The following is a 17,228-nucleotide window of genomic DNA, read 5'->3' on the forward strand; positions in this document are numbered from 1 at the left end:
ACTCACAGAACCTCCTGAAGGGCATTGATCACAGAGAGCATTTCCTCCTTGCTTTCGGTTAACTTCAAAAATATGTCCTCAAGGTTCTCCTCCTGAGCCTTCTCACGCAGCTCATCCATTGTACCCTCGGCGACTATGTTTCCCTGATAAATTAGGCCTATTCTATCGCACAGCACCTCTGCCAGGGGAAGTACATGGGTGGAAAATACAATGCTCCTCCCATCACTCTTAAATTTCAGAAGCAGTTCACGAAGAATTCTTGCACTCTTTGGGTCTAGACCATTCATGGATTCATCCATGATTATGACCTCAGGATCATGCAAAAGTGCGGAAATTATGGATATTTTCTGTTTTGTTCCAAAACTGAGTGTGCCTATGAACTGGTTCATGTACTTCCCAATATCAAAGGCCTCAACAAAACTCGCAACTCTCCTTTGCAGTATATCCTCATCTATTTTCCTTATGCTGCCTATGAGAGTGAATAGTTCTGCTGGTGTCAGGCTCTCATAAAGTGCCGGTGTCTCTGGAACAAATCCAGAAATTTCCTTTATTTTCAAATTATTCTTGCTCACATCTATGCCCTCAACGAGCACTTTGCCAGAGGTTGGAGGTAGCACCCCTGCAAGAATCTTCAAGGTGGTGCTCTTCCCGCTTCCGTTGGGTCCTAGTAATCCGTAAATCTCACCATCTTCCACCCTGAAACTCAATCCATCAATCACCATCTTGTTACCGTACCTCTTCACAAGATTCTCCACTATTATCAAGGCTTCACCCCCAGAGTGGTATGATATCCACCCACATATGAATCTTCCATAGTTGGAGATACAAGATGGAGTAATTAATTTTATGGGCAAGATTTATTAAAGCATAAACGATTTTCCCTTTTATGGAAGATTTCAAGATAATACACGATGCTATCCACGGAAGCATAAAATTTGAGAATGTCACATTGAGGCTTCTTGAAACGCCCGAAATGCAGAGATTGAGCGGAATAAAACAACTTGGCCTAGGCTATCTGGTGTTTCCTGGAGCAAATCACACAAGATTGGAGCATTCAATAGGCGTGGGCTATGTGGCAGGAAGGATGGGGGAGGTTCTCAATCTTTCAAGGGAGGAGATAGAAACCCTAAAGGCGGCGGGTATGCTCCATGATCTCGGCCACTCTCCATTCTCCCACACCCTTGAGTACCTCCTTTATGAAAAAACGAAGATGGATCATATGGAGATAACAACAAAGATTATAGAGGGAAAAATAGACCTTCTGGAGGGACTTGAAATTGAGGACAGGGAGCGCGTACACGAAATATTGAACGATTACGGACTCGATATAAAGCAAATTGAAAAGATGATACTGGGCCAGACAGAAGAGATTTCACTTGACAATTTTGACGGACACAGGGGGTTCTTTGGCAACGAGAAAAATTATATGGTGAATATGATAAGTGGAAGCTTGGATGCTGATCAAATTGATTACCTCTTGAGAGATGCCCATTACACAGGAGTGGCCCATGGAGCCATAGATTTCCCACGCATACTGCACACATTGAAGATAAAAAATGGAGAGCTGATGATCGATAAGAAGGGTGTGCCCGCCCTGGAGGGTATGCTTGTTGCCCGTGCCCTTATGTATTCGGCCGTATATTTCCATAAAACGAACCGCATAGGAGAGCTCATGCTCTCCCGTGCCGTTGAAGAGATTGAGATGGAAAACTGGATAGAAATATATCGCTACAACGATTCAGAACTAATTTCTCTACTCCTCAATCAGGGAGGTTATCCACAGGAAATTGCCCTGCGACTCAAATACAGACGTCTTTTCAAAAAGGTGATGGTTAGAAACTTTGAGGAACTGGAAAATGCCTACGGAGAGGATTACAAGGACGTTCTTCTCAAACTCTGCGATTTGAAGGAGCGTAGAAAGGTTGAGAGGGAAATAGCAGAAATGGCAGGGGTAGATGAGAGATACGTGCTCATTGACATACCCAGCAGGAACGTGATACTCTCGGAGCCCAGACTCACAAAAACAAATGTGAAAGTTGTTGAAAACGGGCATGTGTACCCCCTATCAAAGTTCTCACCACTGGCAAAGGCACTCCAGAGCAGAAAGGTTCAGGACTGGGCGATAATGGTCATAACACCCAAAGAGCACAGGGAAAAGGTTAAAAAAGTGGCAGAGAGGGTTATTTTTTCCTGATTAATCCTCCTCGCTTCCGGAGGGGCCCTCGTTTCCACCCTTCTTTGTCTCACCCTTGGCGGCTATGACATCATCTATGCGCAGAATCATTATTGCAGCATCGGTTGCGCTGTCTATGGCCTGCTTTCCGACGCGTATGGGTTCTATAACTCCAAGATCCATCATATCTGCCACTTTGCCCTCGTAGACATTTATGCCGTAGGTAACCTTACCATCCTTGTGGGCCTTGCGAAGTTCTATTAGCATATCGATTGGGTCATGTCCAGCATTCTCTGCAAGGGTGCGGGGAATAACCTCCAGAGCATCGGCAAATGCCTCTATTGCAAGCTGCTCACGGCCACCAACGCTGGCAGCATAGTCCCTGAGTTTCAGGGCTATCTCAACAGCACTTGAGCCGCCTCCCGTGACAATCTTTCCATCCTCAACGGCCTTGGCAACAACGTGCAGGGCGTCTTTAAGGCTGCGCTCAATCTCATCCACAACATGCTCGGTTCCTCCACGCACAAGAATGCTCACAGCCTTTGGATTCTCGCATCCGATAATGAAGGTCATATTATCCTCGCCAATCTTGCGCTGCTCAACCAGCTCTGCATGGCCTAGTTCCTCAGAGGTGAGATCATCAAGACTGGTCACTATCTTCGCGCCTGTTGCCTTGCTCAACTTCTCCATATCACTCTTCTTCACGCGGCGCACCGCGTATATTCCCTCCTTTGCAAGGAAGTGCTGGGCCATATCATCGATACCCTTCTGACATAGCACAACATTGGCTCCACTAGCCTTAATCTTTTCAACCATGCCCTTCAGTATCTTCTCCTCCTCATCAAGGAAGGCGCGAACCATTGCTGGATCCTTGATCTGTATATTTGCATCTATCTCAGGCTTTTTCACTTCAAGTGCCATATTTATGAGGGCTATCTTTGCATCCTTAACCCTGGAGGGCATCCCGGGATGGACCTTCTCCTTATCTATGATCATTCCCTCTATGAGTTCAGTATCATCTATGGCCCCTCCCTGCTTCTTAACGATCTGAATTGAATCCATATCAACGTAAATTCTCCCATCCACTTCCTCTGCAACCTTCTTAACTGCCTTCACAGCTATATCGCTCAACAGGTCCTTGGCCATGCTGGCACTCTTGCTGCTCAGAGCAGTGGCTGCAATTTTCTTCAAAGTCTCCTCATCATCCATACTTATGGGCTTTGCTATTTCCTCAAGGATCTCCTTTGCCTTCTCAGCGGCATGCCTGTATCCTGCCGCTATAACCGTGGGATGCACGTTCTGCTCCAAAAGTCCCTCGGCGTTCTTAAGCAACTCACCTGCAAGAACCACTGCAGTTGTGGTGCCATCTCCAACCTCACTATCCTGGGTCTTTGCAACTTCAACCATCATCTTAGCTGCCGGATGCTCCACATCAATTTCCTTGAGAATCGTAACACCATCATTGGTTATGACAACATCCCCAAGGCTATCAACGAGCATCTTATCCATTCCCCTGGGACCAAGCGTACTGCGAACAGCATCTGCTATGGCTCTTGCAGCCGCTATGTTGTTGCGCATTGCCTCCCTTCCTGTTTCCCTTCTTGTTCCTTCCTTAAGTATGAGAATTGGCTGACCTGCCATCATGGTTCCTCACCTCCGATGGCTGTAAAAAATTTCTTCTATATAAAGATTTCTAAAAGTGGAAATGAAGTACCTTCCTGCATTTTTCATTTCTCGTACCTCGTTCCCTTCATTCGCAGGAGGGCCCTGTAGATCTGCTCAAGAAGAATCAAATAGGCCAGTTCGTGCCTGAAGGTCAATTTTGAGAGTGAAAGCAGCATATGATTTCCCTTATCACTGAAACCCTCAGGAGGACCAACAGCGAATAATATTTTTTCTCCCTCTCTAGCCCTGCGAGATAAAAAATGGTAGAACTCTTCACTGTTCATCTCCTCACCCTCTGGATCGAGAAGTATTGCTTCAGATGGTAAATTTGAGGAGTGCCCAAATCTGATATGTGCCATACTGCTCAACCTTTTTTCGTACTCCTCAATAACCCCTCTATATTCCCTTCCAATTTTCCCAAGGTTCAGGACTTCAATTTTCACAGGGAGCATATTGATGCAACGTATCACAATACTTATAAGTTTTCAACCTGAGATCCTGTAGGAAAAGCTGACGGTGTGTCCAAGCATATCTGCAAGTTTTATCACCCTTGCATCCGGCAACCTCCTACTTAGACCCTTCAAATGCCCATCTCCCACAAAGGCAAGAATCTTCAAATCATCAGCATCCAATTTTTCCAAGTTTCTGGCCATGTAGGCCTCTCTCTCATCAAACAGGGCCCTTGAAAGTCCGGGATACTTTTTCCTTATTTCCTCAATGTACCTGTCCTCCTCTTCAATTATCTTTTCCACCTCAGCCCTGCCAACCTTCTTCCCAATAAAGGGAGCAAAAACGAGAGAGCCGTAGAGTCTGATTTTTTCCCATAAACCCATATTTTTCTTTATGGCCCGTACAATCATCTGGGAATCCATATCTATGAATTCCACCCTCTTTCCCAGCACATTGGCCGTATTGACGGCAGTGAGCATCTCAGTTCCGACCTCGTTGCCAAAGAGTTCGGCGAGATTCTTCTGCATCTCTGCCATCTTGCGGTAGAAGTAGGGCATCTCGCCCTGGGTTTTTGAGTTCAGGGCAATGTATCTGCCATAGTCAAGTTCAACCGCAACAATATCCGGGTTCTCTTCCATTATGATTCTCTCAATCTGCACACGCAGGTCCAGTACATGGGCCACTCCAACCAGGATTATCACGAAAACATCCATGACACTATGATATTTTACCTTTCCCAAAATCATATAATACCGCATTTCAATTACCCGATGGTGATCATATGGAGAAGATTGTAGAATGCGTTCCGAACTTTAGCGAAGGACGTAATATGAAGGTGATTGAAGAGATCGTTAACTCTATAAAAGAGGTGGAAAACGTTTACGTTCTTGATGTTGACCCGGGTGAGGCAACAAATCGAACGGTGGTAACCTTCGTGGGCACACCTGAAGGTGTGAAGGAGGCAGCATTCAGGGCCATAAAAAAGGCGGGAGAACTCATAGATATGAGGGTGCACCATGGAGCACATCCAAGAATGGGTGCTACCGACGTGTGTCCCTTCGTGCCGGTGAAGGGCGTTACCATGGAGGATTGCGTTCACCTTGCGGAGGAAGTTGGAAAGAGGGTTGGAGAGGAACTTGGTATACCCGTTTACCTTTATGAGTACGCAGCAAGGGAGGATTACCGCCGTAACCTTGCAGACATACGCGCTGGGGAATATGAGGCTTTACCTGAGAAGTTGAAGGATGAGCGATGGAAACCGGATTTCGGACCTGATGAGTGGAACGAGCATATTGCCAAAACGGGTGCAACGGTCATAGGGGCAAGGGATTTTCTCATAGCGTATAATGTGAACCTAAACACAAAGGACAAGAAACTGGCAAACAGGATTGCCAAAATAATAAGGGAGCGTGGTTACAGGAAAAAGATGGAGGATGGCACAAGGGTTCAAATACCCGGGAAGTTGAAGTACGTGAAGGCCATAGGATGGTTCATTGATGAGTACCAGAGGGCACAGATATCCATAAACCTCACAAATTTCCATGAAACGCCCCTGTGGAAGGTATTTGAAACCTGCGAGGAGGAGGCCAGAAATCTTGGATTGAGAGTCACTGGAAGTGAGATAGTGGGTCTTGTACCCCTTGAGGCTATGCTTGATGTGGGCAGACATTTCCTTGAAAAGCAGGGGAAGAGCACCGGCATACCTGAAAGGGATATCGTGCATTACGCAATTTTATCCCTGGGACTAAACGATGTTGCACCCTTTGACCCAACAGAGAAAATAATAGAGTACAAGATTGAAAAACTAGAGGCAAGGAGGAAACTGGTAGACATGAAAATCAGAGATTTTATGGATGAACTTTCACGGGATTCTCCCGCACCGGGAGGAGGTAGCGTAGCCGCCTTGAACGGGGCTCTGGGTGCATCTCTGGCCTCCATGGTGGCCAACCTGACATACGGGAAGAAAAAGTACAAGGATGTGTGGGACGATATGGGAAGGATAGCAAATACCGCCCAAAAACTCAAAGATGAATTCATAGTCCTTGTGGACAGAGACACCGAGGCCTTTGATGCCCTGATGGCCGCATTCAAAATGCCAAAGAAGACCGATGAGGAGAGAAAAATCAGGGATGAGCACATTCAGGAGGCAACAAAGAGGGCCATAGAGGTTCCGATGCGCACCCTTGAACTCAGTGGAGAGATTCTTAAATTGGCACACGAACTTGCCGAAAAGGGCAATGTAAATGCAATAAGCGATGCGGGAGTTGCGGCCTTGAGCGCCTACACAGCAGCCCACGCAGCCTATCTAAACGTGATCATAAACCTTGCTGGCATAACGGATGAGAACTACGTGAATGAGATTGGCGAGAGGGCTGAGAGATTACTGATTAACGTGCAGGAGGAAAAGGATGCAATCCTGGATAAGGTGGAAGAGAAACTCAGGGCATAAAATTTAAACCAAGAACCACCTTCTCTTTTTTATGAACACAGAACTTCTATATCTGGAGGACTCCTACCTCAAAGAATTTGATGCGAAGGTCATAGGTGCGAATGAGAATGGAGTGTACCTTGACAGAACCGCCTTTTATCTCGGAGGTGGTGGACAGCCCTTTGATACGGGAAAACTTATGGTTGATGGGATAGAGTACGAGGTTAAGGGCATGCGCAGGGAGGATGCGCTGCACATAATTGATGGAGAGAAGCCAAAAGTAGGGGAGAGGGTACATGGAATCATAGACTGGGAGCGAAGATACAGAATTATGCGCACCCATACCGCTGTTCACGTTGTGTCCGGAGTGGCATTCAGGCAATTTAAAGTGCATATAACGGGAAATCAGCTATACGAGGCAAGAGCCAGGCTGGATCTGTCCTTCGAGAACATGAGTAGAGAACTTGCAGAAGAGATCATAAAGGAGAGCAACAGGGTTGTGGAGAGAGGCCTGCCCGTAAGATGGTACTACATAAGCAAGGAAGAGTTCATGAACAGACCTGAGCTGATGAGGGTAAACCCAGAATTATACAAAAAATACGAGAAGATAAGGGTTGTGGAGATTGTGGGTTTTGACATACAGGCTGATGGGGGCACGCATGTAAAAAACCTTAAAGAAATAGGAAAAATAGAACTGCAGAAGTATGAGAGCAAGGGAAGGAAGAACAAGAGAATTTACATCACCCTAAAGTGAAGGGAAAAAATAATTATAATCAACATCATGCAGGTGCAATGGCTGATATAATTGAGGGTGTAAAGCCCACAAGAATGCAACTGCTGGAAATTCGAAAGAAAAAGCAACTTGCAAAAAACGGGCACAAATTGCTGAGCGAGAAGAGGGATGCCCTTATCTCCCAGTTTTTCCAGATAATAGATCTCAGAGAGGAACTGCGCCACAAGGTTGATAAAAAGGTGAAAGAGGCATTTGATACGCTCATTGAGGCGGAAATGGTGATGGGTGATTCCGCGGTTGCAGATGTTGCCCGGCAGGTTAAGAACTACGGTGAGATTGAGGCCACTACACTCAACATCATGGGAGTTCTGACCCCACAGATGGAAATAAGAGATGTGGAAAAAACACTAGATTACGGATTTTTGCACACTTCCGCCAAACTTGATGAGGCTGCCTTTAAGTTCCGAGACCTTCTGAAGGATCTGGTGAAACTTGCAGAGATTGAGGGTGCCCTGGAGAACCTGGCAATAGAAATAGAGAAAACAAAGAGACGAGTCAATGCCCTTGAGCACATATTCATACCGAGATTTGAGGCAACGGAAAAGTACATAGAACTGGTACTTGATGAGCGTGAGCGTGAGGATTTCTTCCGGAGAAAGAGAATAAAATCCATCTTAGCGGCGAAGGAAAATGCTCGGACCTCTTCCTAAACAGTGGGTTGAAGGCAAGGATGTTGAGGAGAGAATAAAGTTTTACAAGTTTGTTCTATACGCTCAGGTGGTCAGCACCGTGCTCATAGCCCTGGGTTTGATTTTATTTATTCTCATTGTAGCTGGGATTATAAAAGTTTGATTTCTTCGTATATTGCTCTGGCAGCCTCTTTTGGATTCTGGGCATTGTATATGCTTCTTCCAACGATTACATGGTTTGCACCTGCCTCAATGGTCTCTCTGGCCCTTCCGCCCTGGGCACCCACTCCAGGGGAAAGAATCTCCATATTCCCTGCGAGTACACGAATCTCCCTTATTCTTTCAGGTCTGGTTGCAGGGGCAATAAGCCCTGCAGCACCCACATCTCTAGCCATCTTCACAATCTCATCGGCATGCTTCTGCATAAAATCAAGAGCTCCCGGATGGGACATCTCCGCAACAACATAGACCTTCATTTTTCCAGCCTCATCCACGGCAGCCTTCAAAGAATCACGGCCCACAAAACCGTGCACTATTATGCCTGTGGCACCATGCTTCTTCGCTTGAGAAACTATGAGTTTTGTCGTGTTTGGGATATCTGCTACCTTAAAATCGCATATGACAGGTGCAATTTGAGACAGGAGATCCACAATTTCCATCCCGGCGGCCATTATGAGTGGCCAGCCAACCTTGATTGCGTGAAGATATTCCTTCGTCTCATAGGCAATTTTCATGGCAGCATCTCTGTCCGTCACATCAAGGGCTAGAATCAAACCGGCCATGGAGGTCCATGTAAAAGCATATTAAAATATTTTGCAATATCTCCCGCATGGTCAGATGGTTGAAAATCACAGTTATCAACGATAATAGGGCAGGACCTGGGCTGAAAAATGACTGGGGCTGGAGTGTGCTCTTGGAATCCGAATCATGGCAAATAATATTTGATGCAGACACAAGACCCGACGTGATAGAGCATAATTTCAAAACCCTGAGAAAAAATTTGAAAGACCTGAATTTCGCATTCTTGAGCCACTATCACTTAGACCACTACGGTGGATTCTCCTACATTGGAAAAGCAGTTCCGGGCCTGAAAATATATGTGCCAAATTCTGCACCTCCATTTCTTAGGGATTGGGGACTGGAGCCGAAACCTGTGAAAGAGCCTATGAAAATCTGCGATGACGTTTACTCATCTGGGCCAATGGGGAGCATGGGTGAGCAGGCTTTGGGCGTAAAACTGGATTCCAAAGGGGTTGTCGTTTTTGTGGGTTGCAGCCATCCTGGGGTGGACAAACTTGCAAAAAGGATTGAGGAATTTACAGGAGAGAACATATATCTCGTGATTGGAGGATTTCACAACCCTTCAAGGGCCACACTGGACAGGCTATCAAGATTTGTAAGGTACATTGCACCAGCACATTGCAGCGGGGATTGGGCCAGAAGATACGTGGAGGAAAAATATCCGGATAAATACATTGATGTCCACACAGGAAGCTATTTTTTCATGGGAAACGATTAAATACAATATGTATATTGACATATCATATAACATATCAGGTGATATAATGGAACCTCCTCAGAAGAAGGGCATAAAGCTGATCATACTGGACATATTGAAGAACGAGAAACTTCACGGATACGGAATAGCAGAAAAAATCGAAAAAATATACGGTATAGACAAGCCAGGCTCCGGAATAATTTACACAACCCTCTCAAATCTCAGGAAAAAAGGTATGATAAGGGTCTGTGGAGAGGGAAGAAGAGAGAAGAAAATTTATACAATAACTGAAAGAGGAATGGACTATCTCAAAGACCATGGCTCTGACCTTGAAAAGGCACAGAGGATGTTAAAAAATCTTGGAGAGTTCTACAGGATCGGGGGCAAGGAGGCACTTGAGGCCGTGGGAAAGATAATAAGGGTTATGCATGAACTCACTCCAGAAGAAATAAAAAGGGTTGAGGATATTCTCAAAGATTTCAGGCATAAACTTGAGGATTTAACCGGTGAGATCGATGAATAAAGCAAACCGAAATGTTGCCCTTCTACTCGGAGATCCCAAGAGGGCCATAATCAAACTCTCTATCCCAATAATGATTGGTGGCATGGTTCAGACCCTGTACAATTTTGTTGACGGAATATGGGTCTCAGGAGTGGGAGCAGATTCCCTTGCCGCAGTGGGACTTTTCATGCCCTTCATGATGATTCTCTCAGCCCTGGCCATGGGAATAGGAGTTGGTGGCTCATCCGCCATATCACGGGCCATAGGGGCAAAAAACAGAAGCAGAGCGGGAAATGTTGCTGAGCACACACTTCTCATGGGCACGGTAATCGGCGTTGCTGTTGGATATTCCATGATACCTTTTCTCTACCGAATTTTCTTAGCTATGGGTGCAAGTTCCAGAGTGGCATCCCTTGCCACATCATACGGTACTGTAATAATTCTGGCTGCACCATTAACCTTTCTCTCAAGTCTAGGAAACTCAATACTCAGGGGAGAGGGAGATACAAAAAGGGCAATGTATGTCATGCTCATCAGTTCATTACTCAACATGGTTCTTGATCCAATTTTCATATTTGGTCTGGGAATGGGAGTTGTTGGGGCTGCCGTGGCCACGGTCATATCTATTGCCGTATCTGCCACCGTAATAATGTACTGGCTCCTTGTGAAAAGGGATACCTACGTGCAGCTCAAACTCAGATACTTTCACAGGGACTGGGGAATTATGAAAGAAATTCTGGGAGTTGGATTACCATCCTCATTGGCTCAGATTTCCATGTCCCTAACAATGATTTTCCTAAACACCATCGTGATAATGGCAGGCGGAGATTATGGCATGGCCGTATTTTCCGGAGGTTGGAGGGTGGTGATGCTGGCCATAGTACCCATGATGGGCATAGCTGCCGCCGTAACCTCGGTGTCCGGAGCTGCATTTGGAGCTAAAAACCCGAGGAACCTCAAAATTGGATACTTTTATGCAATAAAAATAGGGACGTTGATAGGCATATTAACCGGGTCTATAATTTGGATATTTGCTCCTCAGCTCACGTATCTTTTCGCCTACTCTGAAAGTTCAGCATATCTCGCACCTGGGATAATAGAATTCCTTCGCTACATAGTGTTTTACTTTCCGTCTGTGGCTTCTGGCATGCTGACATCAAGCATGTTCCGGGGCATAGGTAAGGGAACCTATTCTCTTGCACTTACAGTACTTAGAGCCATAGTAATGCAGATATCTCTGGCATATCTATTTGGAATAGTGCTTGGATATGGCCTTCCCGGCATCTGGGCAGGTATAGTGGTTGCAAACATAACAGCCTCCACCATTGCGCTTCTCTGGGGGAACTCCGTGATAAACAAACTTAGACGCACAAGGATGAAATAAATTCGGAAGACCATGGCAAAACTATTTATATACACTCCCCCTTCATTTTGGGCAGGTGTTGAAATGAAGGACCGGAATGGTGTGGAGGATATGGGTGAAACCCCAATGGGACTGAATGTTCTATCCATTCTTTACATCGTTGAAGGCATATTCTGGCTTATTTATCCAGTATTCTACGCCTTTTTACTGGCAGGCTATCTGCAGGAGTACTATGGACACGTTCCTCTGGGCCATCTCTTCGCAAACACAATATGCTGCTGGATAGGATCAATAATAATTGCGAGCATATACTTCGGAATCGCCGCAGGACTCAAAAAGGGTATGCCCAGTGCATGGATCTGGGCCATAGTATTTGCCATAATTGGACTGTTCAACGTTCCCATTGGAACAATAATATCCATAGTGATTCTTGTGTATCTTTTCACGCCGAACGTTAAGGAGTGGTTCAAGAAAGGCGGAGAGAAGCAGCAGAAAATGATGGATGAAATGCAGAAGAAACGTGAGGAGGAAAGGAACAGAAAACAATAAAAATATCTTCCATTTTTCGTTAAACCTTTTAATAATTGCATCCCTTTGAGGATTCTATGAAATGCAGCAAATGCAATAAGGACGCCATAACTGAGATAAGATATGCCGGAACTCACCTGTGCAAAGATCATTTCTTACAGTTCATAGATAGAAAGGTCAAGAGGGAAATAAGGGAGCAGGCCCATTTTAAAAAGGATGATAGGATACTCATCGCGGTATCTGGCGGGAAGGATAGCATGCTCACTCTCTACCAGATGCACAAAATATTTGGAAATTGGAGGGATCTGGAGCTCCTTGCCGTGACTGTCGATGAGGGTATAGGAGATTTCAGAAGAGAATGCGCAAAGATAGCAAAAAAATACGCCAATGACCTTGAAATAGAGCACAGCACGATCTCATTCAAGGAGTACATAGGCATAACAACCGATGATGTTGTCCAGGTTGATAAGGAACTGAAACCATGCACATACTGTGGAGTCTTTCGAAGAAAGGTGCTCAACATGTACGCCAGGGAAATAGGAGCAAACTACCTTGTACTGGGATTGAACCTTGACGATGTGGCCCAATCCATAATCATGAACATAACCAGAGGCGATAACGCCAGATTGAGCAGGTTGGCACCCCATAAAAAAATAAGAGAGGGATTCATACCCCGTATCATTCCCCTGAGAAAGGTTAGAGAGGAGGAAGTGAGATTGTACGTGAAACTTGCAGACATACCCTATCATCCTGGAAGATGCCCATACGCCCCTCTTGCCATCAGAGACCTTTACAGGGAATTTTTAGATAAATTGGAGAGTAGAGATCCCGCAGTGAAATTCTCCATTTTGAACTTCTTTGACGAGATAAAGCCGTACATTGAAGAGAAGTACAGAGCCAAACTTCACCCATGCAAGATATGTGGAGAACCCACCACAGGAGAGATATGCAAGGCATGTGAATTGAAAATGAGATACGAAACTATGAGTAAAGAAGTTCAATGGCATTGAGCAACTCTGGTACGGTAACTATATCTTCCACAGTGGCACCGCTGGCCTTCCTATGTCCTCCGCCTCCGTAGAACTTTGCAATTTTAAGCACATCCACATCAGTATGAGTCCTGAACTCCATTTTTGTGGCCGGATGGTACCTTCCAACCCTGTGAATCAAAACAATAAGCATATCAAATGGCCCTTTATCGGAATCTGCAAGCATGTTACTTATCACATAAACCGGCACAGGTTCAAGCGTTTCAAAGACCGCCACCTTCAAATTTTTCACAATGAATATTTTTATATCCCTATCAACCCTATTTTTCAGGTCTTTCAGCCATTCTTCATAATTTTTTACAATCTCGTTGTACTGTTCAAGCACTGAGAAATCCTCCTTCATGAGTTCCTCAGCAAGTTTGTACAGTTTCTGATTCAATTCTCTCCCAGAATACTTCCATCTCAGGGCCCCAATGGTTGTCCTTACACGCTCTGCCATTTCATCCTCAACTGCATTTGTATCTATCTGATTGGCGATTTCCACGAGGGGAGAGGATATTCCAAAAAATTCAGAAACAACCTGGGCCGCACTCTTGGCTTTGCTATCTATGTGAATCTTAACATGATGCAATTCTATCTCGGGTTTCCATTCATGATGATCTATCCACACAACCCTATCGTATATTGCTGCAGCGTAGATTGCGCGATGCTCTCCTGCCATATCAAATACATAGAGCTCTCCCAACACCTTTTTTCCACTGACCGACCTGCATATGGTATCCCTTAACTGCACAGGAGATGTGAAATAGGCACGGACCCTGGCACCACCTATCTTCTTCAAAAATAGAGACAGGGAGATCACACCATCCGCGTCCATATGTGTCATCACTGTTATCATTCCAACACCATTTTGAAATTATCTAGCTATAAGAGCGCGAATCCTGTCCCCCGCATTCTCCGCATGGTTGGCTATGTCTCCCAGCAAAAACACGAGTTTTGTAAGATGAAAAAGAGCTGCCGCTGATATGCTGTCCTCCCTTGCAAATATCTCACGGGTCAATTTTCTCTCAATTATATCACTCTCATGCTCTATTCCGTGAAGTTCATGCACTATTTTCTTCGCATTTTCCCTTTCCTTCTCAAGGAAAGAAGATTCTATCACGAGATTCAGAGCATTTATTGCCTTCTTGCAAGTTTGAATGGACTCCAGGGATTTTTCAAATAGGGCTTCAAAATCACCCTTCAATCCCTCAGGTATGGGTTTCTTCCTCATAGATAGCCACTCTGTAACATCCTGAATTAGGTCAACAACCTTATCCATTTCGGTGAGAAGAGCGAGAAATACTCCCCTGTCAACCGGCATCCATACACCCTTTGGAAGGTGGTTACGTATGTTGCTCTTTATGTAATCTGCCTTTAACTCAAGTTCTTCAATTTTCTTCCTTTTCTCTTCAAAATCATCGTAATTTCCCTTCATATAATCATCAAATGCCACCCGAAGCAATTTTGCACTCTGCTCCACTATATCAGCATGGTCAATAAGCGCCTCAAACGGAGATTTTCGCAACGTCTCGATTATTGGAGTTCTTATGAACCTCATCTTACATCACCCCCAAGAATATATACCTTAACAATAAAAATATTCCTGCCGAAAATATCATGGCCACGGGAAGTGTAAACACCCAAGAGAGGAGTATGTTTTTTATAACCCTGTAATCTACGCTGGCTATTCCCCGGGCAAAACCCACGCCCATAACCGAGCCAACTATGACCTGAGAAGTGGATACTGGCATACCGAGCTTTGAGAACACCAGCACAGTAAACGCTGCAGCCAGCTCGGCCGCAAAACCCCTGGTTGGCGTGATTTCAGTTATTCTCTTTCCTATGGTTTCAATGACCTTGTATCCCCATGTGGAGATACCTATCACAATGCCAAATCCTCCAAGAACCAGCACCCAGAGAGGAATTGTGACATGGGAGCCTATGGCAACTCCGTTGTAGATATCCACTATGGTTACAAGCGGACCCACGGAATTGGCAACATCGTTGGCACCGTGGGCGAAGGCAACACTTGCAGCGGTCATAACCTGCAGATACACAAAGAATTTCTCAAGTTTCTTGTACTTATCACCATCTGCATAATCGTACTTGTATCTCCTTAGAAGAATGAATCCTATCACCATTGCCACCAATCCTGCAATGGCGGAGAGAAGGAGAGAAAACCAGAGACCATAATCCAGTCCAATGTTCTTGAGTCCCTTAAAGAGAATCGCCATGGCTATGAGCATCGCGGTGAGAAAGATGAAGAACGGCATGACTATCTTTGCTTCCTTTATGGGATCATCCTTCGCAAATATGGTTTTCTTCAAAATCATGAAAAATATATAGGCCATAAGTGCACCAAGAAGGGGAGAGACAACCCAACTAGCGGCTATATCTCCCACAACGCTCCAGTGGATCAGCTTTATGTTTATTATTATGGCAAAACCCATAACCGCTCCCACAATGGACTGGGTTGTGGATACTGGAAGGCGAAGATACGTAGCAATTGTTACCCAGAGCCCTGCTGCAATAAGTGCTCCAAACATCCCCACCATAAGCACATAGGGATCCAAAAGGGTAGGATCAACAATACCCTTTGCGATTGTATTGGTCACATGCTTACCCACAAGAACCGCACCGAGAAACTCAAAGGTAACTGCAACCATTATGGCACGTTTGAGCGTTAGGGCACCACTTCCAACAGAGGTACCCATAGAATTGGCAACGTCATTGGCACCAATGTTCCAAGACATATACAGAGAGGCCAAAATCCCCAGGATCAGTATCAGTTCTAATAGCATAATTGGGTATGCTGAACTCATTTAAAAAAATTTCTGCCTATGTATTAATATGCAATCGTCTCAAAAACCTCAAAGATTCTTCCCTGGGAAATGCCAGTTTCTCTGGCAATTTTGAGAATAAAGCATATTCCATCTCTCCCCCTTTAATGTCTTTCACATCCGCGGCAAAGACTATCATATCTGAACCCTCTTCAACGATCCTCATATTTTCAAGAACAAGTCCAGCCTCTTCCCAGGCTTCCCTCACCGCGGCTGCTTCGGGAGACTCATTTTCCTCCACCTTTCCACCCGGAAATTCCCAGCCACGCTTTGGATTGTACACCATGAGGAACTTTCCATCTCTCACAGGCACGACAACAACGATCATCATATCACGTAAACCATGTTCTCCGTTCTTATTATTTTCACCCTCTCACCAGATCTGTGCTTCCTGTAACTTATTGCCTCAAGGGTCCGGTAATCTCCATCCATAACCTGAACCTCATTGCCCTGTGAGAATATAACCATGGCCTCTTCAAGTTCATCCCTCTTCTTTATAACCCTTATCTCGTGCTTTCTCACATCCACAGATTTTTCTTTTCCATCATCCAGGGAGATCATCTTGACATAATGGCTAGATACATGCTCAACAAGATAGTATTTCGATTGCATCTCAACCACATCTCCCTCCCGATACTCTGGAAGACGTACTGAATAGGTCATGCGGTAAACGTCCTTTCCATCCTTCCTGCCAACAATGTGTGGCGAGGATTTCAAAGTTGCTCCGTATTTCCTGCACATCTCGTCGGCAACCTTCTTTGCCTCACGTTTGTCACTTATGTAAATATCCCATCCCCCATGTTTACCCTCCTCCTTGGTGATAAAGAGATTTTCATTTTTCTGAGCGTAAAATGCAAGACGCTCGTGGGCAAAATTTACAATATCATGAAGTTCTCCATCTCTAAGACCACGAATCTGCAATATGGCTTCAAAATAATTGCCAAAGTACCTGTTACATCTCGGGCAGGATTCGTATTTAACCAAGACTTCAGATACATGCTCTTCATCAACTTCCAGATCTTCGTACTTAATGTGAAAGAGCACATCAACAAGTTTTCCATCATTTTCTTCACGCACGTTGAAATCAAAATGTATTGAGTCGCAATCGTGGAGTACGTCCATATTTCTCTCTATCAGCTCCCTTATGATGTCGTCCTCTTCCATTCTCCTCCATTCGCCCTTGAATTTAACCGCTCCGCAATGGGGACACCGTACAATCTCCATATGCCCGGGTAAGTCGGTGAACTTGACCTTTTTCAAAAAACATTCTTCACACAGGCCCTCGTACTTGGCTTCCCTCTTTCCACACTCTATGCAGAGCATTAATT

At 45.0% G+C, this 17,228-nt stretch carries 20 protein-coding genes; 10 read left to right on the plus strand and 10 right to left on the minus strand.

The window, feature by feature from the left end; genetic code table 11:
* Positions 1-2 precede the first annotated feature (2 nt).
* Positions 3-764, minus strand: coding sequence for an ABC transporter ATP-binding protein (locus ACIM339_RS07100; protein WP_015283933.1), 762 nt, complete (start codon positions 762-764; stop codon positions 3-5).
* 122 nt (positions 765-886) lie between these two features.
* Between ACIM339_RS07100 and ACIM339_RS07105 the strand changes: the two genes are divergently transcribed.
* A complete protein-coding gene (locus ACIM339_RS07105) occupies positions 887-2,194 on the plus strand; it encodes an HD domain-containing protein (protein WP_015283934.1) in 1,308 nt (435 codons plus the stop codon).
* Here ACIM339_RS07105 and thsB read toward each other — a convergent pair whose 3' ends face one another.
* From thsB to ACIM339_RS07120, 3 genes are all read right to left on the minus strand, one after another.
* Positions 2,195-3,817, minus strand: coding sequence for a thermosome subunit beta (gene thsB, locus ACIM339_RS07110; RefSeq protein ID WP_015283935.1), 1,623 nt, complete (start codon positions 3,815-3,817; stop codon positions 2,195-2,197).
* An 83-nt stretch (positions 3,818-3,900) separates the two neighbouring features.
* The gene (locus ACIM339_RS07115; RefSeq protein ID WP_015283936.1) at positions 3,901-4,290 is read right to left on the minus strand and encodes a 23S rRNA (pseudouridine(1915)-N(3))-methyltransferase RlmH; all 390 of its coding nucleotides are present in this window, start codon (positions 4,288-4,290) and stop codon (positions 3,901-3,903) included.
* Between the two features lie 33 nt (positions 4,291-4,323).
* A complete protein-coding gene (locus ACIM339_RS07120; RefSeq protein ID WP_337954321.1) occupies positions 4,324-5,001 on the minus strand; it encodes a TraB/GumN family protein in 678 nt (225 codons plus the stop codon).
* Positions 5,002-5,069: 68 nt separating this feature from the next.
* On the opposite strand from ACIM339_RS07120, the gene ftcD reads away from it, so the two are divergent.
* The 4 genes from ftcD to ACIM339_RS08015 are packed head-to-tail and all read left to right on the plus strand — an operon-like array spanning position 5,070 to position 8,301.
* On the plus strand, positions 5,070-6,737 hold the full coding sequence (ftcD, locus tag ACIM339_RS07125; RefSeq protein ID WP_015283938.1) for a glutamate formimidoyltransferase: 1,668 nt from the start codon (positions 5,070-5,072) through the stop codon (positions 6,735-6,737).
* A 31-nt stretch (positions 6,738-6,768) separates the two neighbouring features.
* The gene (locus tag ACIM339_RS07130) at positions 6,769-7,470 is read left to right on the plus strand and encodes an alanyl-tRNA editing protein (protein ID WP_015283939.1); all 702 of its coding nucleotides are present in this window, start codon (positions 6,769-6,771) and stop codon (positions 7,468-7,470) included.
* A gap of 38 nt (positions 7,471-7,508) precedes the next feature.
* The gene (locus tag ACIM339_RS07135; protein ID WP_015283940.1) at positions 7,509-8,159 is read left to right on the plus strand and encodes a V-type ATP synthase subunit D; all 651 of its coding nucleotides are present in this window, start codon (positions 7,509-7,511) and stop codon (positions 8,157-8,159) included.
* Complete coding sequence (locus tag ACIM339_RS08015; RefSeq protein WP_015283941.1) at positions 8,140-8,301, plus strand: hypothetical protein; 162 nt, start codon at positions 8,140-8,142, stop codon at positions 8,299-8,301. The genes ACIM339_RS07135 and ACIM339_RS08015 overlap by 20 nt, the downstream gene beginning before the upstream one ends.
* On the opposite strand, the gene pyrF is transcribed toward ACIM339_RS08015, so the two are convergent.
* Positions 8,288-8,920 (minus strand): orotidine-5'-phosphate decarboxylase, encoded by a 633-nt coding sequence (gene pyrF, locus ACIM339_RS07140; RefSeq protein WP_015283942.1) that lies wholly within the window; start codon positions 8,918-8,920, stop codon positions 8,288-8,290. The two genes, ACIM339_RS08015 and pyrF, sit on opposite strands and share 14 nt — an antisense overlap.
* 47 nt (positions 8,921-8,967) lie before the next feature.
* Between pyrF and ACIM339_RS07145 the strand changes: the two genes are divergently transcribed.
* The 5 genes from ACIM339_RS07145 (at position 8,968) to ACIM339_RS07165 (ending at position 13,039) form a co-directional block, all read left to right on the plus strand.
* Positions 8,968-9,657, plus strand: coding sequence for an MBL fold metallo-hydrolase (locus ACIM339_RS07145; protein ID WP_015283943.1), 690 nt, complete (start codon positions 8,968-8,970; stop codon positions 9,655-9,657).
* A gap of 46 nt (positions 9,658-9,703) precedes the next feature.
* Positions 9,704-10,159: a PadR family transcriptional regulator gene (locus ACIM339_RS07150; RefSeq protein WP_048104142.1), complete on the plus strand. Its 456-nt coding sequence runs from the start codon at positions 9,704-9,706 to the stop codon at positions 10,157-10,159.
* On the plus strand, positions 10,152-11,522 hold the full coding sequence (locus ACIM339_RS07155) for an MATE family efflux transporter (RefSeq protein ID WP_015283945.1): 1,371 nt from the start codon (positions 10,152-10,154) through the stop codon (positions 11,520-11,522). Before ACIM339_RS07150 ends, ACIM339_RS07155 begins: the two co-directional genes overlap by 8 nt.
* Before the next feature lie 63 nt (positions 11,523-11,585).
* Positions 11,586-12,050 carry a hypothetical protein gene (locus ACIM339_RS07160; RefSeq protein WP_083872030.1) on the plus strand — a complete coding sequence of 155 codons (465 nt, stop codon included), beginning with the start codon at positions 11,586-11,588 and terminating at the stop codon, positions 12,048-12,050.
* A 56-nt stretch (positions 12,051-12,106) separates the two neighbouring features.
* Positions 12,107-13,039, plus strand: coding sequence for a TIGR00269 family protein (locus ACIM339_RS07165; RefSeq protein WP_015283947.1), 933 nt, complete (start codon positions 12,107-12,109; stop codon positions 13,037-13,039).
* On the opposite strand, the gene ACIM339_RS07170 is transcribed toward ACIM339_RS07165, so the two are convergent.
* Genes ACIM339_RS07170 through ACIM339_RS07190 form a run of 5 tightly spaced genes read right to left on the minus strand, consistent with a single transcriptional unit; the run spans position 13,011 to position 17,223 of the window.
* Positions 13,011-13,916 carry a DHH family phosphoesterase gene (locus tag ACIM339_RS07170; RefSeq protein ID WP_048103881.1) on the minus strand — a complete coding sequence of 302 codons (906 nt, stop codon included), beginning with the start codon at positions 13,914-13,916 and terminating at the stop codon, positions 13,011-13,013. The genes ACIM339_RS07165 and ACIM339_RS07170 overlap by 29 nt on opposite strands.
* Before the next feature lie 18 nt (positions 13,917-13,934).
* Entirely contained in the window at positions 13,935-14,618 is a 684-nt protein-coding gene (locus ACIM339_RS07175; RefSeq protein WP_015283949.1) for a TIGR00153 family protein, read from the minus strand.
* Between the two features lies 1 nt (position 14,619).
* A complete protein-coding gene (locus ACIM339_RS07180; protein ID WP_015283950.1) occupies positions 14,620-15,861 on the minus strand; it encodes an inorganic phosphate transporter in 1,242 nt (413 codons plus the stop codon).
* 37 nt (positions 15,862-15,898) lie between these two features.
* Positions 15,899-16,231 carry an NUDIX domain-containing protein gene (locus tag ACIM339_RS07185; protein ID WP_015283951.1) on the minus strand — a complete coding sequence of 111 codons (333 nt, stop codon included), beginning with the start codon at positions 16,229-16,231 and terminating at the stop codon, positions 15,899-15,901.
* Positions 16,228-17,223 (minus strand): 60S ribosomal export protein NMD3, encoded by a 996-nt coding sequence (locus tag ACIM339_RS07190; RefSeq protein ID WP_015283952.1) that lies wholly within the window; start codon positions 17,221-17,223, stop codon positions 16,228-16,230. The genes ACIM339_RS07185 and ACIM339_RS07190 overlap by 4 nt, the downstream gene beginning before the upstream one ends.
* Between the last annotated feature and the right edge of the window lie 5 nt (positions 17,224-17,228).

This window comes from Aciduliprofundum sp. MAR08-339, from assembly GCF_000327505.1.
Classification (GTDB): Archaea; Thermoplasmatota; Thermoplasmata; order Thermoplasmatales; family Aciduliprofundaceae; genus Aciduliprofundum.

What these genes read in the sequence shown, in the direction of transcription:
- ACIM339_RS07120 (WP_337954321.1), bottom strand. Translation starts at nt 5,001, where the DNA reads ATGGATGTTTTCGTGATAATCCTGGTTGGAGTGGCCCATGTACTGGAC.
- thsB (WP_015283935.1), bottom strand. Translation starts at nt 3,817, where the DNA reads ATGATGGCAGGTCAGCCAATTCTCATACTTAAGGAAGGAACAAGAAGG.
- ACIM339_RS07175 (WP_015283949.1), bottom strand. Translation starts at nt 14,618, where the DNA reads ATGAGGTTCATAAGAACTCCAATAATCGAGACGTTGCGAAAATCTCCG.
- ACIM339_RS07150 (WP_048104142.1), top strand. Translation starts at nt 9,704, where the DNA reads ATGGAACCTCCTCAGAAGAAGGGCATAAAGCTGATCATACTGGACATA.
- ACIM339_RS07155 (WP_015283945.1), top strand. Translation starts at nt 10,152, where the DNA reads ATGAATAAAGCAAACCGAAATGTTGCCCTTCTACTCGGAGATCCCAAG.
- ACIM339_RS07190 (WP_015283952.1), bottom strand. Translation starts at nt 17,223, where the DNA reads ATGCTCTGCATAGAGTGTGGAAAGAGGGAAGCCAAGTACGAGGGCCTG.
- pyrF (WP_015283942.1), bottom strand. Translation starts at nt 8,920, where the DNA reads ATGGCCGGTTTGATTCTAGCCCTTGATGTGACGGACAGAGATGCTGCC.
- ACIM339_RS07165 (WP_015283947.1), top strand. Translation starts at nt 12,107, where the DNA reads ATGAAATGCAGCAAATGCAATAAGGACGCCATAACTGAGATAAGATAT.
- ACIM339_RS07160 (WP_083872030.1), top strand. Translation starts at nt 11,586, where the DNA reads ATGAAGGACCGGAATGGTGTGGAGGATATGGGTGAAACCCCAATGGGA.
- ftcD (WP_015283938.1), top strand. Translation starts at nt 5,070, where the DNA reads ATGGAGAAGATTGTAGAATGCGTTCCGAACTTTAGCGAAGGACGTAAT.
- ACIM339_RS07115 (WP_015283936.1), bottom strand. Translation starts at nt 4,290, where the DNA reads ATGCTCCCTGTGAAAATTGAAGTCCTGAACCTTGGGAAAATTGGAAGG.
- ACIM339_RS07105 (WP_015283934.1), top strand. Translation starts at nt 887, where the DNA reads ATGGAAGATTTCAAGATAATACACGATGCTATCCACGGAAGCATAAAA.
- ACIM339_RS07130 (WP_015283939.1), top strand. Translation starts at nt 6,769, where the DNA reads ATGAACACAGAACTTCTATATCTGGAGGACTCCTACCTCAAAGAATTT.
- ACIM339_RS07145 (WP_015283943.1), top strand. Translation starts at nt 8,968, where the DNA reads ATGGTCAGATGGTTGAAAATCACAGTTATCAACGATAATAGGGCAGGA.
- ACIM339_RS07180 (WP_015283950.1), bottom strand. Translation starts at nt 15,861, where the DNA reads ATGCTATTAGAACTGATACTGATCCTGGGGATTTTGGCCTCTCTGTAT.
- ACIM339_RS07185 (WP_015283951.1), bottom strand. Translation starts at nt 16,231, where the DNA reads ATGATGATCGTTGTTGTCGTGCCTGTGAGAGATGGAAAGTTCCTCATG.
- ACIM339_RS08015 (WP_015283941.1), top strand. Translation starts at nt 8,140, where the DNA reads ATGCTCGGACCTCTTCCTAAACAGTGGGTTGAAGGCAAGGATGTTGAG.
- ACIM339_RS07135 (WP_015283940.1), top strand. Translation starts at nt 7,509, where the DNA reads ATGGCTGATATAATTGAGGGTGTAAAGCCCACAAGAATGCAACTGCTG.
- ACIM339_RS07170 (WP_048103881.1), bottom strand. Translation starts at nt 13,916, where the DNA reads ATGATAACAGTGATGACACATATGGACGCGGATGGTGTGATCTCCCTG.